The sequence below is a fragment of the Rhodopseudomonas palustris HaA2 genome (genome assembly GCF_000013365.1).
Classification (GTDB): Bacteria; Pseudomonadota; Alphaproteobacteria; order Rhizobiales; family Xanthobacteraceae; genus Rhodopseudomonas; species Rhodopseudomonas palustris_J.
On record NC_007778.1, the window covers coordinates 1,232,325 to 1,245,885 of the forward strand.

Annotated in this window: 13 protein-coding genes; 8 read left to right on the top strand and 5 right to left on the bottom strand. The window is 67.5% G+C overall.

The window, feature by feature from the left end:
• Positions 1–201: 201 nt before the first annotated feature.
• Positions 202–1,335 (bottom strand): site-specific DNA-methyltransferase, encoded by a 1,134-nt coding sequence (locus RPB_RS05425; RefSeq protein WP_011439972.1) that lies wholly within the window; start codon positions 1,333–1,335, stop codon positions 202–204.
• 364 nt (positions 1,336–1,699) lie between these two features.
• Here RPB_RS05425 and ypfJ point away from each other — a divergent pair, with 364 nt between their 5' ends.
• The 4 genes from ypfJ to RPB_RS05445 all read left to right on the top strand — a co-directional run bounded on the left by ypfJ (position 1,700) and on the right by RPB_RS05445 (position 4,991).
• Positions 1,700–2,611, top strand: a complete 912-nt coding sequence (ypfJ, locus tag RPB_RS05430) for a KPN_02809 family neutral zinc metallopeptidase (RefSeq protein WP_011439973.1) — start codon at positions 1,700–1,702, stop codon at positions 2,609–2,611.
• Positions 2,612–2,766: 155 nt separating this feature from the next.
• Positions 2,767–3,315: a molybdenum cofactor biosynthesis protein B gene (gene moaB / locus RPB_RS05435; protein WP_011439974.1), complete on the top strand. Its 549-nt coding sequence runs from the start codon at positions 2,767–2,769 to the stop codon at positions 3,313–3,315.
• 108 nt (positions 3,316–3,423) lie between these two features.
• Positions 3,424–4,242 carry a CoA transferase subunit A gene (locus tag RPB_RS05440; protein WP_011439975.1) on the top strand — a complete coding sequence of 273 codons (819 nt, stop codon included), beginning with the start codon at positions 3,424–3,426 and terminating at the stop codon, positions 4,240–4,242.
• Positions 4,239–4,991 (top strand): CoA transferase, encoded by a 753-nt coding sequence (locus RPB_RS05445; RefSeq protein ID WP_011439976.1) that lies wholly within the window; start codon positions 4,239–4,241, stop codon positions 4,989–4,991. The genes RPB_RS05440 and RPB_RS05445 overlap by 4 nt, the downstream gene beginning before the upstream one ends.
• A gap of 9 nt (positions 4,992–5,000) precedes the next feature.
• Here RPB_RS05445 and RPB_RS24500 read toward each other — a convergent pair whose 3' ends face one another.
• The 3 genes from RPB_RS24500 to RPB_RS05455 form a co-directional block, all read right to left on the bottom strand.
• Entirely contained in the window at positions 5,001–5,156 is a 156-nt protein-coding gene (locus tag RPB_RS24500) for a hypothetical protein (protein ID WP_157038779.1), read from the bottom strand.
• Complete coding sequence (locus tag RPB_RS05450; RefSeq protein WP_011439977.1) at positions 5,156–6,079, bottom strand: bifunctional helix-turn-helix transcriptional regulator/GNAT family N-acetyltransferase; 924 nt, start codon at positions 6,077–6,079, stop codon at positions 5,156–5,158. The genes RPB_RS24500 and RPB_RS05450 overlap by 1 nt, the downstream gene beginning before the upstream one ends.
• A 169-nt stretch (positions 6,080–6,248) precedes the next feature.
• Entirely contained in the window at positions 6,249–6,812 is a 564-nt protein-coding gene (locus RPB_RS05455; RefSeq protein WP_011439978.1) for a glycosyl transferase, read from the bottom strand.
• A gap of 173 nt (positions 6,813–6,985) precedes the next feature.
• Between RPB_RS05455 and RPB_RS05460 the strand changes: the two genes are divergently transcribed.
• From RPB_RS05460 to RPB_RS05470, 3 genes are all read left to right on the top strand, one after another.
• Positions 6,986–8,146: a PA0069 family radical SAM protein gene (locus RPB_RS05460; protein ID WP_011439979.1), complete on the top strand. Its 1,161-nt coding sequence runs from the start codon at positions 6,986–6,988 to the stop codon at positions 8,144–8,146.
• 128 nt (positions 8,147–8,274) lie between these two features.
• Positions 8,275–9,129, top strand: a complete 855-nt coding sequence (locus tag RPB_RS05465; protein WP_011439980.1) for a ribonuclease HII — start codon at positions 8,275–8,277, stop codon at positions 9,127–9,129.
• 71 nt (positions 9,130–9,200) lie between these two features.
• Entirely contained in the window at positions 9,201–10,709 is a 1,509-nt protein-coding gene (locus RPB_RS05470; RefSeq protein WP_011439981.1) for a glycosyltransferase family 39 protein, read from the top strand.
• A gap of 12 nt (positions 10,710–10,721) precedes the next feature.
• Here RPB_RS05470 and RPB_RS05475 read toward each other — a convergent pair whose 3' ends face one another.
• On the bottom strand, positions 10,722–11,555 hold the full coding sequence (locus tag RPB_RS05475) for a uracil-DNA glycosylase (RefSeq protein ID WP_011439982.1): 834 nt from the start codon (positions 11,553–11,555) through the stop codon (positions 10,722–10,724).
• Positions 11,556–11,753: 198 nt separating this feature from the next.
• On the opposite strand from RPB_RS05475, the gene RPB_RS05480 reads away from it, so the two are divergent.
• The gene (locus RPB_RS05480) at positions 11,754–13,412 is read left to right on the top strand and encodes an electron transfer flavoprotein-ubiquinone oxidoreductase (RefSeq protein ID WP_011439983.1); all 1,659 of its coding nucleotides are present in this window, start codon (positions 11,754–11,756) and stop codon (positions 13,410–13,412) included.
• The last annotated feature ends 149 nt before the right edge of the window (positions 13,413–13,561 follow it).

Below are 13,561 nucleotides of genomic sequence, written 5' to 3' on the forward strand. Positions count from 1 at the left end.
CGCTACGCGCCTCCTCACCATGAGGCTGTGCTAGTGGACGTAGCGGCAGCTTCGCGGCTCGGCCTGTCATTTAAAGACTAGACCCCACCACATCCGTCATTGCGAGCGAAGCGAAGCAATCCAGCCCAGTGCACTGCGCTGGATTGCTTCGTCGCTTCGCTCCTCGCAATGACGGGCAGAGACCTCTTCTGACTCCGAACCTCAGCCGACGGCCATCGCGCTGCGCACTTCGGCGCGCAGTTCGTCGATCAGGCGCAGGCCCTTGGTGGTCTCGACGTGCCAGAAGGTCCAGCCGTTGCAGGCTTCGGAGCCCTGCGCCATTGCGCCGATGCGGTGGATGGAGCCGACCTTGTCGCCGAGCATGATCGCGCCGTCGGCGCGGACCAGCGCGCCGTGGCGCTTCTTCGAGTCGACCAGTTTGGCGCCCGGCGAGATCATGCCGCGCTCGATCAGTTCGGAGAACGCCACCCGCGGCGCGTCGCGCGCGGTGAGGAACGGTTTCAGCGTGTCTTCCGGGAGCGGTTCGACCGCATCGATTCGCGCCCGCGCCGCGTCCGCATAGGTGCGGTCGCGCTCGAAGCCGATGTAGTTGCGGCGCAGACGCTTGGCGACGGCGCCGGTGGTGCCGGTTCCATTGAACGGATCGATCACCAGATCGCCGGGCTTCGACGAACTCAACAGCACGCGCGCCAGCAGGCCTTCCGGCTTCTGCGTCGGATGCACCTTCTTGCCGTCCTTGCCCTTCAGCCGTTCGTCGCCGGTGCACAGCGGAATCAGCCAGTCGGAGCGTGCCTGGACGTCCTCGTTCGAGGCCTTCAGCGCGTCGTAGTTGAAGGTGTAGCCCTTGGCGTTCTCGTCGCGCGCTGCCCAGATCATGGTCTCGTGGGCATTGGTGAATCTGCGGCCGCGGAAATTCGGCATCGGGTTGGTCTTGCGCCAGACGATGTCGTTGAGCACCCAGAACCCGAGGTCCTGCATGATCGCGCCGACGCGGAAGATGTTGTGATACGAGCCGATCACCCAGATCGTCGCAGACGGCTTCATGATCCGGCGTGCCGCGAGCAGCCAGGCGCGGGTGAAGTCGTCATAGGCGGCGAACGACGAGAACTTGTCCCAATCGTCGTCGACCGCGTCGACCTGCGATTCGTCGGGGCGTTTGAGCGCGCCCTTGAGTTGAAGATTGTACGGCGGATCGGCGAACACCAGATCGACCGATTTGGCCGGAAGCTTCGACATCTCGGCGACGCAATCGCCGACGATGATTCGATTCTCCGGAGCGGACTCGAATTGAGTGCGGGGCGCCCTTGCAGACGCCCCGCGACGCGACAAAATCATGACTCAACTACTCTGACTCATGTGACGCCGTCGGAGACGCGGGACTAAACAACCGACTGGCGACACCATGCCCCGGCAAAGTAAAAATCGACTTAATTGAAATCGAATTCGTCGCGACGGGAACGACCTGGGCGCGCCGTCGTTCTCTCGGTCGCCTGCTACCATGCGTCGGGGACCGAGTTTGCGGGTCATTTCCAAGGCCCGTCCAAGGCCCGAGGGAGGTCGACGATCGATGAGCGCGCGTGAGGCCGCTGATCTGCGCACTAGGCAATATTTGCCGGGCAGGTTATTTCTAATTGTCGCGAATGCGTTCGTGCCGACCGCATCGTGCGGCCGGCGGACGCCGTGAACCGGGGTAAAGCTGATGCGTGACGATGATTTCCGTCGCAGCGACAATATCGACGACCGACGCGACAGCGGTGGTGGCGGCGGCGGCGGATTTCCGATGGGCGGCGGCGGATTGGGGATCGGCGCGATCGTCGTGCTCGGCCTGATCGGCTGGGCCACGGGCATCGATCCGCGGCTGCTGATCAGCGGCGCCGAGATGCTCACCGGCGGCGCGCCGACCCAGCAGAGCGAGCGGTCCTCGCCCGGCAAGCAGGGCGCGCCGACCGACGACATGGGCAAGATGATCTCCGGCGTGCTCGGCGAGATCGATGATCGCTGGACCGAAATCTTCAAGGCCAATGGCCAGACCTATGTCGGGCCGAAGATCGTGCTGTTCCGCAATTCCACCAATGGCGGTCGCTGCGGCATGGCGCAATCGGCGATGGGGCCGTTCTATTGTCCGCCGGACAAGCAGATCTTCATCGACACCAATTTCTTCAAGCAGGTCGAAACCCGCTTCAAGGGCTGCTCCGGCAGCGCCTGCCGGTTCACGGCGGCCTACATCATCGCCCACGAGGCCGGTCACCACGTCCAGAACCTGCTCGGTATCCTGCCGCGCGTGACGCGCCTGCAGCAGCAGGCGGGCTCGCGCGCCGAATCCAACGCGCTGCAGGTGCGCGTCGAATTGCAGGCCGATTGCCTGTCCGGCGTCTGGGTCAACCGGGAGGAGAAGAAGCGGCCGAACTTCCTGGAGCCCGGCGATATCGACGCGGCGTTGACCACGGCGAGCGCGATCGGCGACGACACGCTGCAGCGCAACGCCGGCCGGGACGTGGTGCCGGATTCCTTCACCCACGGCTCGGCCGCGCAGCGCAAGCGCTGGTTCATGACCGGCTATCAGCAGGGCACGATCCAGTCGTGCAACACCTTCGCGGCGGAGAGGCTGTAAGAGAGGCTGAGACGCGCACAGCGTCATCCTGAGGTGTGCGCCCGACGGGCGCGCCTCGAAGGATGGAAAACGCGCACAGCATTCATCCTTCGAGGCTCGCTTCGCTCGCACCTCAGGATGACGGCCGCAGAGTTGAGATGCAGCAAGGACCGATGATGGCCTCCTCCGAACAGCCGAAGACTTTCATCCCGCTCAACATCGCGGTGCTCACCGTGTCCGATACGCGTTCGCTCGACGACGACAAGTCGGGCGCGACGCTGGTCGAGCGGCTGACGGCGGCGGGACACCATCTCGCGGCGCGGGAGATCGTGAAGGACGATATCGCGGCGATTCGCGATGTCGTGCGGCGCTGGATCGCCGACGATGGCGTCGACGCGATCATCACCACCGGCGGCACCGGCTTCACCGGCCGCGACGTCACGCCGGAGGCGATCGAGCCGCTGTTCGAAAAGCGCATGGACGGCTTCTCGATCGCGTTCCACATGATGAGCTACGCCAAGATCGGCACCTCGACGATCCAGTCGCGCGCCACCGCCGGCGTCGCCGGCGCGACCTACCTCTTCTGCCTGCCGGGCTCGCCCGGCGCCTGCCGCGACGGCTGGGACGGCATTCTGGCCGCACAGCTCGATTACCGCACCCGGCCGTGCAACTTCGTCGAGATCATGCCGCGACTCGACGAACACCTGCGCCGCGACAAGGCCTAATCCCGCCGCATGCGTGGTGAGCGGCGCCGCGGCTTGACAGTTCCGCCGGCTCACGAAACCATCCGTCCCAACGACAGCCGCGACCACGCGGCGACGAGGGAGGATGCCGTGGGAGAGATCGTTTCGCTGCAGCAACTGGCCGCGCAGGTGCGCGACGGCATGACGGTGGCGCTGTCGTCCGACAATGCCGGCGTCGCGATGGCCGCCACCGCCGCCATCCTCGCCAACCGCCCGAAAAATCTGCACCTCGTTTGCGTTCCGATCAGCGGCATGCAGGCCGACATGCTGATCGGCGAGGGGCTGGTCGGCACGCTCGAGACCAGCGCGGTGACGCTGGGTGAAGCCGGCGGCGCGCCGCGATTCGCCGACGGGATTCGCAACGGCGCGTTCAAGATGATGGATGCGACCTGCCCGGCGATTCTCGCCGGCCTCGTCGCCGGTCAGAAGGGCGTGCCGTTCATGCCGATCCGCGGCATCATCGGCAGCGACCTGCTGGCCTCGCGGCCGGACTGGAAGGTGATCGACAATCCGTTCGCTGAGAACGACCCGATCGTCGTGGTGTCGGCGATCCGGCCCGACATCGCGCTGTTTCACGCCCCCGAGGCCGATCGCTTCGGCAATGTCCGGATCGGACGGCAGACCGAGCTCGCGGCGATGGCCTATGCGGCCAAGACCACGCTGGTGACGGTCGAGCGCATCGTCGAGACCTCGCTGCTCGCCGACGAACGCTCTGCGGCGGGCGTGTTGCCGGCGCTGTATGTCGGCGCGATCGCCGAGGCGAAGCACGGCGCCTGGCCGCTGGGCCTCGCCGGTGAATACGTCACCGACTCGGCCGAAGTCGCACGCTACGCCAAGATGGCGCGCTCGGCCGACGGCTTCGCGGCCTACATGAAGGGCTTCGCGCAGGCATTCGAGGCGGTGGCATGAGCGCGCTGCCTGCGACGTCCCGCGAAATCCTGATCGCCACCATCGCCGATCTGCTCGACGGCGTCCGCACCGTCGCGGTCGGCGCGTCGTCGCCGATGCCGGCAGCCGGCGCGATGCTGCTGCGTGCCCGCAACGAGAGCCGCGGCCGCGAGCGCGTGCGGGTGATCGTGCTCGGCTCGCGCCAGCATAATTTCTTCACCAACGGCTCGTTCGAACTGTTCGACGCCACCGCCCAAGGCCGCATCGACGCGTTCTTCCTTGGCGGCGGGCAGATCGACGGGCAGGCCAACATCAATCTGGTCGGCACCGGCGACTATCCGGCGAGCACTGTGCGCTGGCCGGGCTCGTTCGGCTCCGCCTTCATGTATTATCTGATCCCGCGGGTGATCCTGTTCCGCGAGGAACACTCGCCGCGGGTGCTGGTCGACAAGGTCGATTTCGTCAGCGCGCCGGGATCGAGCGAGGGCATTCATCGCAGCGGCGGGCCGCATGCGCTGCTGACTGGCCTCGCGCTGTTCGACTTCGACAAGGAGAACAAGCGCTTTGCGCTGCGCAGCGTGCATCGCGGCGGCTCGGCTGCCGCTGTCCGCGCCGCCACCGGCTTCGACTACGACGTGCCGGACGAGGTGCCGTTCACGCCGGAGCCGGATGCGGAAACGCTTTCGCTGCTGCGCGGCCGGGTCACCACCGAACTCGCCGAGTGCTATCCGCAATTCGTCGAGACGATGGTGGCCGATCGCGCCGCGTGACGCGGCCGCTCAGAGGCGGCGCCGGCCGAGCGCCGCGCGCAGCCAGCCGATCAGCGCCCGCAAAGCCGCATGGATCGCGACGCGTTGCAGCTCCCGCCCACGCCGGGCGTGGAACGCGATCAGTTCGGGTGTGACGCGCCGCGACTGGTCGCGACGCGGCGCCATTACAGTGTCAGCTCCCAGGTCTCGCCGATCAGGTCGGTGCCGAAGCTGCGATGCGGCTCGGTCGCGACCAGGATGAAGCCGGCGTCCTGATAGATTTTTCGCGCGGCGACGAGGATGCTCTGGGTCCACAGCGTCACTTTGCGATAGCCGCATTGCCGGGCGAAGCAGATCGCCTCCTGCACCATCCGTTGCCCGAGCCGGTGGCCGCGCGCCTGCGGCGTCACCAGCAGCAGCCGCAGCTTGGCGACCTCGTCGCTGGCCTGCACCAGAAACAGCGAGCCGGCCTGCGCGCCGTCGAGCTCGGCGATCCAGCAGCGCTCGCGCCTGGGATCGTGCGAGGCGAGAAACCGGCCGGCGATCTCGGCGACCAGCGCCTCGAACGAGGTGTCGAAACCGTATTCGGCGGCGTAGAACGCGCCGTGGCTCTGCACCACCCAGCCGATGTCGCCGGGCTGCGGGCCGCGCAGGACCGGGCCTTGGGACGGGGCTGCGCGGAGCAGCCGCTCGATGGTCGTCATCGACGCCACCAGACGCGATCGCTCGGACGGCTGCAGGCCCGCGAGCATCGCCGCGATCTCCTGTTGCGAGCGCTGCTCGAGCCGGCCGTAGGTGGTCCGGCCTTTCGCCGTCAGGCCGATCCGCGACTGCCGCCGGTCGTCCGGCGACGGCTTGCGGCTGATCAGGCCCTGATCGTCGAAGCTCTGCAGGATCCGGCTGAGATAGCCGGCGTCGATGCCCAGCTCTGCGCCGATTTCCTTGGCGAGCGGGGCCTCGCGATACGCCAGCTCGTACAGCACGCGGGCTTCGGTGAGCGAGAAAGGCGTATTCAGCAGATGCTGCTCGAGCACGCCGAGCCGGCGGGTGTAGAACCGGTTGAAGCCGCGGACGGTGTCGACCTGATCGGGCGGGACGGGGCTGGACATGGCAACTCCTCAATGGTTGCCATTGTCAAATATATAGTTGCCGATGGCAAGTAATTTTTGCGAAGCGGCTTGGGCCGTCGAGTTGCCTCGAGCGGACACCATTCGGCTGGTGCGCCGGGGCGGGGAGAGAGTTCATAGAAACGTGGAGGGAAGCGCAGCGGCGCTGCCGTCAGACCAGCACGATCCGGCTGCGCAGCAGGGTGCGCGACGAGCGGCCGAGCTGCCGCAGCAGCCGAGCCTCGGAGCGCTCCGGATCGTGACCGCCGAGCTGGTCGTAGTGGTCGCGGGCGATCAGTAGGCCCTGATCGGCCCGCGGTCCCGCGATCTGTCTGCGCAGGCTGCGGAACGTCTCGCGCCAGCTCGGCTCCGCATAGGGCGATCGCGCATAGCGGAAAATCCCCGCGCGGGGGTGGCCGCTCAGCGACACGCCCTGGATGAACTGCGAGGTTTCCTCGATCCAGCCGGAGTCCAGCACCGCGCCGGCATGCAGGAACATCAGCCATGGCGACCGCGACTGCCGCGCGCCCGCCGCCAGCGCCGCGGCGCGGCTGCCCTGCACCGCGAGGAAGCCGCAGCCGGCGACGTCCGCGACCCGCTCGATCACCCCGTCATTCTTGCGATCGACCAGCACCACCTCGCGGACGACGCCGGCGGCAGCGCCAGGCACCAGCGCCGCCAAGGTGGCGACCGCGGTCCGCTCAACTCCGTCGGTGGGAATGATGACGCTCAGCATGTCCGCCAAATGACGTGGTTACGACCATTTGGTGCACGCTTAGCACCTCGTGCCGCCGAAATCAGCCGGGAATTGCGATGCACAGATCGCAGGCGGCGGTCGACCGCAGCGGCCCGCTGTGGATCCGCCAAATATGTTCTTGATTTGTTCCTGCGACCCGCTATCTTCGAACCATGAGCAGAGCATCCAATGCCCTCAAGCGCCCGCCGGTCACGGCGCCCTCCGAGCCGGTGGGCGCAATCTCTCCGTTTCCTGAGATTGAAATTGCGATCGACAAGCAGCGGCGGCGCGGCCGCGGCGCGCAATCCAACGAGTCGGGCCGCTACGAAGCCGAGGCGCGGGTCGCGTTCGATGATGGCTGGCAGAGCCTCGACGAGCTGCCGCCGTTCAAGACCACGGTCGCGCTCGACACCGCGCGGAAAGTCATCACCCGCAACGAGTCGCCGGATATCGGCTTCGATCGTTCGATCAATCCGTATCGCGGCTGCGAGCACGGCTGCGTCTATTGCTTCGCGCGGCCGACCCATGCCTATCTCGGCCTGTCGCCGGGGCTGGATTTCGAATCGCGGCTGTTCGCCAAGCCGGATGCGCCGGCGCTGCTGGAGAAAGAACTCGCCGCTGCCGACTATCAGCCGCGGATGATCGCGATCGGTACCAATACCGACCCGTATCAGCCGATCGAGCGCGAGCACAAGATCATGCGGGGCGTTCTCGAAGTGCTGGAGAAGACCGGCCATCCGGTCGGCATCGTCACCAAATCGGCGCTGGTCACGCGTGACATCGACATTCTGGCGCGGATGGCGAAGCGCCAGCTCGCCAAGGTCGCGCTGTCGGTGACATCGCTGGATCCGAAACTGGCGCGCACCATGGAGCCGCGCGCCTCCGCGCCTGAGAAGCGGCTGGAAGCGCTGAAGCGGCTCTCCGAGGCCGGGATTCCGACCACCGTGATGGTGGCGCCGGTGATCCCGGCGCTCAACGATGTGGAGATCGAGCGCATCCTCGACGCCGCCGCCCATGCCGGCGTCAAGGAGGCCAGCTACGTGATGCTGCGGCTGCCGCTGGAAGTGCGCGACCTGTTCCGCGAATGGCTGATGGCGAACTATCCGGATCGCTACCGCCACGTCTTCACCCTGATCCGCGACATGCGCGGCGGCCGCGACTACGATTCGCAATGGGGCACGCGGATGAAAGGCACCGGCCCGATCGCCTGGATGATCGGTCGCCGCTTCGAGACCGCCTGCGCGCGGCTCGGCCTCAACAAGCGCCGCTCGAAATTGACGACGGATCATTTCGAAAAGCCGGAGCGGGCGGGGCAGCAGCTGAGTTTGTTCTAGCGGGGCTGCCACGCGCGCGGGACTGATGGGGAGGGGGCAAGTTCCGGCGGCTTCGAGGTCGCTTGAATAGCGGGCATGGCGCTGAATTTCCGGTTGCGCGTGCCGGTGCCTGCCCGCAGCATCGCCACATGATTCGGAATTCCACGAAGCCTGCCAAGGCCGCGCCCGGCAAGGCGAAGACGACGCCCAAGGCGGCGAAGTCTGCCGCGACGTCAAGCAAAGCCACCGGAACGGCGCAGGCCGTCAAAGCCTCGCCCGCCAAGGGACTGGGCAAGGGCGTGATCGCCGTCGCGCCGCCGAGCTTTCGGCGCGAACGGGCGCTGATCAAGCGCGGCATCTGGCCGGTCGCCGGCTGCGACGAGGCGGGTCGCGGGCCGCTCGCCGGCCCGGTGGTCGCGGCTGCGGTGGTGCTCGATCCCAAGCGGGTGCCCAAGGGGCTCGACGACTCCAAGCGGCTCTCAGCCGAGAAGCGCGAAGAGCTGTTCGAGGAAATCTGCGCCAGCGCGCAGGTCTCGGTGGCGTGCGCCTCGCCGGAGCGGATCAACCGCGACAACATCCTGCGTGCCTCGCTGTGGGCATTGACCCGCGCGGTGCATGCGCTGCCGGACCTGCCGCAGCACGTCTTCGTCGACGGCCGCGATCGGCTCGCGACGCGCTGCGAAAGCGAGGCGGTGATCGGCGGCGACGGGCTGATCGCGTCGATCGCCGCGGCCTCGATCATCGCCAAGGTCACGCGCGACCGGCTGATGTGCCGGCTGGCGCAGGACTGCCCCGGCTACGGCTTCGAGCAGCACAAGGGCTACGGCGTGCCGGAGCATCTCGCGGCGCTGGCACGGCTCGGCCCGTCCGTGCATCACCGCCGTTTCTTCGCGCCAGTGGCCGCCGCCTGGCAGAAGATCGAGGGGGCGCCGGCCGAACCGACAGGTCTCACCGGTGATCTGTTCGGCACACCGGCTGATTCCGGTCACGCAGCCACGCTGTAGGCGGGGCCAAGCCGGTTGCCTGGTGCGCCGGTGGCCTCTATCACGGGCGAACCGAACTCCGCTGGCCCCGCATGCGCTTCACCTCCCTGATCATCGAATTGATCCGCGCCCGGCCGCGGCTGATGTTCTGGCTGGTGGTGTCAGCGCAGGCGCTGCTGTGGCTGGTGGTGCCGCTGCTGGTCTATGCCAGCCCGCCCGAGGGTGTCGCCACCGTGCTCGCCTACGGCCGCGAATATCAGGTCGGCAGTGACCTCGGCCCGCCGCTGGCGTTCTGGCTCGCCGACATCGCCTTTCGCGCCGCGGGCGGCCACATCGTCGGCGTCTATATCCTGGCGCAGCTCTGCTTCATCGTCACATTCTACGCTCTGTTCCAGCTCGCGCGCAGCATGGTCGGCCCGCAGCACGCCGTGATCGCGGTGCTGCTGACCGCGACCATCACGGCGTTCGCGGAGCCCGGCGTCGCCTTCGGGCCGCTGGTGCTGGCGCGGCCGCTGTGGGCGCTGGTGCTGTGGCACAGCTGGGAGATCATCGGCCGGGGTCGGCGCAGCGCCTGGTTCGCGCTGTCGATCGAGGTCGGGCTTCTCCTGCTGACGACAGTTGCCGCGCCCGCGCTGTTGCTACTGCCGATCGGCTTCGCGCTCGCGACCGCACGCAGCCGCCGCGCGCTGATGTCGTTCGATCCGCTGTTCGGCCTGCTGGTGATCGCGGTGCTGGTGCTGCCCTATGGCATCTGGCTGGTCCGTGCCGATATCTTCGCGCTGCCACCGCTGCCGGCGTCCACTGAACTCGGTGATCGTGCGATCCTCGCTGCCGAATTGTTCGGCGGCCTGCTGGTCGCGCTCGGTGGCGTTGCGCTGCTGGCGTTGCTCAACACCAGGTTCGATCGCGGGTCGGACGACGCGCCGGTGGTCTATCGGGCGCCGGTCGATCCGCTGGCGCGGCAGTTCGTGTATGTCTTCGCGCTGGCGCCAGCGCTGCTCGGCTGCATCGCCGCGGGCCTGTTCGGTCTGTCTCACGTCCTCGGCGGCGCCGGCATCGCGCTGCTGCTGGTCGGGCTCGCGGTGGTGATGGCGACCGGGGACCTGATCCGCCTGCGCCGGCAACGCGTGCTGCGCACCGCCTGGGCCGCGCTGGTGGCCGCACCGGCGGTGGCGGTGATCCTTGCTGCGGTGGTGCAGCCCTGGGCGAGCCCCACTGAACGCGCGACGTCGCTGCCGGCCAGCGATATCGCCCGGTTCTTCGGCGAGAGCTTCGAGCGCCGCACCGGCCGGCCGCTGCCGGCGGTGGCGGGCGATCCCGAACTCGCCGGACTGATCGCGATGGGCAGGTCGCGGCCGCATCTGTTTCTCGATGCGGCGCCGGCCCGCACGCCCTGGGTAACACCGGCGACGTTCAGCGAGCGCGGCGGCCTCGTGGTCTGGCGCGCCGCCGACACCGCCGGCAAGCCGCCGCCGGAGATCGCGCAGCGGTTTCCGGACATCGTGCCGGAGCTGCCGCGCGCGTTCGAGCGGATGATCGCCGGACGCCAGCCGCCGTTGCGGATCGGCTGGGCGATCGTGCGGCCGAAGGCGTCGCCGTAGCTGTCGTCGCGATCAGTCCGCCGGCGACTCGCTTGCCGCGAGCGCCGTCGCGATCGCGCGAAGATCCTGCCACGCCAGCCGCTTGTAGGTCGGCTGCCGCAACAGATAGGCCGGGTGCAGCGTCGGCATCGCGCGGATCATGCGCGTGCCGTTGTCGTAGTCGAACCAGCGTCCGCGGGTCCGGGTGATGCCGTCGCGGGTGGACAGCAGCGTCTGGGTCGAGGGATTGCCGAGCGTCACCAGGATTGCGGGATTCACGAGCTCGATCTGCCGCTTGATGAACGGCAGGCAGATCTGAGTCTCCTGCGGCGTCGGCGTGCGATTGCCCGGCGGCCGCCACGGGATCACATTGGCGATGTAGACTTGGCTGCGGTCGAGGCCGATCGCCGCGAGCATCAGGTCGAGCAGCTTGCCGGAGCGGCCGACGAAGGGCAGCCCCTCGATATCCTCCTCGCGGCCCGGCGCTTCGCCGACCAGCATCAGCCGCGCTTGCGGATTGCCGTCGGCGAACACCAGCCGCGTCGCCGTCGAGCGTAGCGCGCAACCCTCGAACTGCTCCATCAATGCGCGCAATGCTTCGAGCGTCGGCGCGGTGGCGGCGGCCTCGCGGGCCGACACGATCGCGGCCTCCGGCGACGGCGGCGCAACGCCGGGCAACGCTGTCGGCCGCGGCGCCGGCGGCCGAATTGTGTCTGCCCGCGCGACCGGCGCGTCGGCTATGGCCGGCGTGGCGGTCTCGTCGTCGAGCATCCGGTTGATCGGCTCGTCGGTCAGCGCGCAGTCCACCCCGGCCTCGAGATAGAATGCCAGCAGCTGCTTCAGACTCGGCGCGGGTTCGGGCGTCATGATAGGCGGTCGATCGGCGATGGGAGGGCACGGCCGGACGCGCCCGGCGGTTTCGCAGAGCGGACTCTGCCCGAGAAAAACCCCGCATGAAAGCCGGAACGATCGGGCAGCCGGTACATTTGGGAGGTTGTCCTTCGCGGAAAAATAAGAAAGAACACCGGCTGGAAACGTTCAAGAGTGTCCCTGCGAGAAAATTAAATGAGCGATGAAACGCTGCCCCCCCGCGAATCGATGGAATTCGACGTTGTGATCGTGGGCGCGGGACCCTCGGGACTGGCTTCCGCCATCCACCTGAAACAGATCAACCCCGAACTGTCGGTGGTCGTGGTCGAGAAAGGCTCCGAGGTCGGCGCGCACATCCTCTCCGGGGCGGTGATCGACGTCAGCGCGCTCGACAAGCTGATGCCGGGCTGGCGTGAGGACGAGACCTGTCCGCTCAAGACCCATGTCGAGGACGATCATTTCTACGTCATGACGGCGGACAAGGCCTACAAGGTCCCGGGCATCATGGTCCCGCCGATGCTCAACAACCACAAGAACTTCATCGGGTCGCTCGGCGATCTGTGCCGCTGGCTCGGCCCCAAGGCCGAAGAACTCGGCGTCGAAATCTATCCCGGCTTCGCCGCCACCGAAGTGCTGTACGGCGACAACGGCGAAGTGCGCGGCATCGCCACCGGCGACATGGGCATCGGCCGCGACGGTCAGCCCAAGGATTCGTTCACGCGCGGCATGGAGCTACTGGGCAAGTACACGCTGTTCGCCGAGGGCGCGCGCGGCAGCCTGGCGAAGCAGCTGATCGCCAAGTACAAGCTCGACAAGGACAGCGACCCGCCGAAATTCGGCATCGGCCTGAAGGAAGTCTGGGAGATCGATCCGGCGAAACACCGCAAGGGCCGGATCGCGCATTCGTTCGGCTGGCCGCTCAGCAACAATATCGGCGGCGGCTCGTTTCTTTATCACTACGGCACCAACCTCGTCGCGGTCGGCTTCGTCGTGCATCTCAACTACGACGATCCTTATCTGTCGCCGTTCGAGCAGTTCCAGAAATTCAAGACGCATCGCTCGGTGGCGCCGACCTTCGAGGGCGGCAAGCGGATTTCCTACGGCGCGCGCGCCATCACCGAAGGCGGCTGGCAGTCGGTGCCGCGGCTGACCTTCCCCGGCGGCGCGCTTGTCGGCTGCGCCGCGGGCTTCGTCAACGTGCCGCGCATCAAGGGCGTGCACAACGCGATCGGCAGCGGCATGCTCGCCGCCGAGCACGTTGCCGCCGCACTCGCCGCGGGGCGCAGCAACGACGAGGTCAAGAGCTACGAGGAATCGTGGCGCGACTCCGCGATCGGCCGCGACCTGTTCAGGATCCGCAACGTCAAGCCGCTGTGGTCGAGGTTCGGCACCGCGGTCGGCGTGGTGCTGGCCGGATTCGAGATGTGGTGTTCGACTCTCGGCTTCTCGGTGTTCGGCACCCTGTCGCACGGCAAGCCGGACCGCTCGACGCTCGATCCCGCCAAGTCGCACGAGCGGCATCCGGCCGCGAAGCCGGACGGCAAGCTGACCTTCGACCGGCTGTCCTCGGTGTTCCTGTCGAACACCAATCACGAGGAAGACCAGCCGGTGCATCTGAAGGTCGCCGACATGGCCCTGCAGAAGACGTCGGAGCACGACGTCTTCGCCGGACCGTCGGGGCGCTATTGCCCGGCGGCGGTGTACGAATGGGTCGAGGAGCCGTCGGGTCCGCGCTTCGTGATCAACGCGCAGAACTGCGTCCACTGCAAAACCTGCGACATCAAGGATCCGAACGGCAACATCACCTGGGTGCCTCCGGAAGGCGGCGGCGGCCCGAATTATCAGGGCATGTAAGCCACGATGTCGTGAGCGCCGGCGCGCTGCGAGCGACGCGCCGGTCACGATGCTGCCATGTTGCCACCGTCTCAATCGGATCGAGGGCCGCGCCGCGACACTTTGCGGAGCGGTGCGGTCGATGCGTGCCTGGTCCGATCCTTGCGATC

What these genes read in the sequence shown, in the direction of transcription:
- RPB_RS05425 (WP_011439972.1), bottom strand. Translation starts at nt 1,335, where the DNA reads ATGATTTTGTCGCGTCGCGGGGCGTCTGCAAGGGCGCCCCGCACTCAA.
- ypfJ (WP_011439973.1), top strand. Translation starts at nt 1,700, where the DNA reads ATGCGTGACGATGATTTCCGTCGCAGCGACAATATCGACGACCGACGC.
- moaB (WP_011439974.1), top strand. Translation starts at nt 2,767, where the DNA reads ATGGCCTCCTCCGAACAGCCGAAGACTTTCATCCCGCTCAACATCGCG.
- RPB_RS05445 (WP_011439976.1), top strand. Translation starts at nt 4,239, where the DNA reads ATGAGCGCGCTGCCTGCGACGTCCCGCGAAATCCTGATCGCCACCATC.
- RPB_RS24500 (WP_157038779.1), bottom strand. Translation starts at nt 5,156, where the DNA reads ATGGCGCCGCGTCGCGACCAGTCGCGGCGCGTCACACCCGAACTGATC.
- RPB_RS05450 (WP_011439977.1), bottom strand. Translation starts at nt 6,079, where the DNA reads ATGTCCAGCCCCGTCCCGCCCGATCAGGTCGACACCGTCCGCGGCTTC.
- RPB_RS05455 (WP_011439978.1), bottom strand. Translation starts at nt 6,812, where the DNA reads ATGCTGAGCGTCATCATTCCCACCGACGGAGTTGAGCGGACCGCGGTC.
- RPB_RS05460 (WP_011439979.1), top strand. Translation starts at nt 6,986, where the DNA reads ATGAGCAGAGCATCCAATGCCCTCAAGCGCCCGCCGGTCACGGCGCCC.
- RPB_RS05465 (WP_011439980.1), top strand. Translation starts at nt 8,275, where the DNA reads ATGATTCGGAATTCCACGAAGCCTGCCAAGGCCGCGCCCGGCAAGGCG.
- RPB_RS05470 (WP_011439981.1), top strand. Translation starts at nt 9,201, where the DNA reads ATGCGCTTCACCTCCCTGATCATCGAATTGATCCGCGCCCGGCCGCGG.
- RPB_RS05475 (WP_011439982.1), bottom strand. Translation starts at nt 11,555, where the DNA reads ATGACGCCCGAACCCGCGCCGAGTCTGAAGCAGCTGCTGGCATTCTAT.
- RPB_RS05480 (WP_011439983.1), top strand. Translation starts at nt 11,754, where the DNA reads ATGAGCGATGAAACGCTGCCCCCCCGCGAATCGATGGAATTCGACGTT.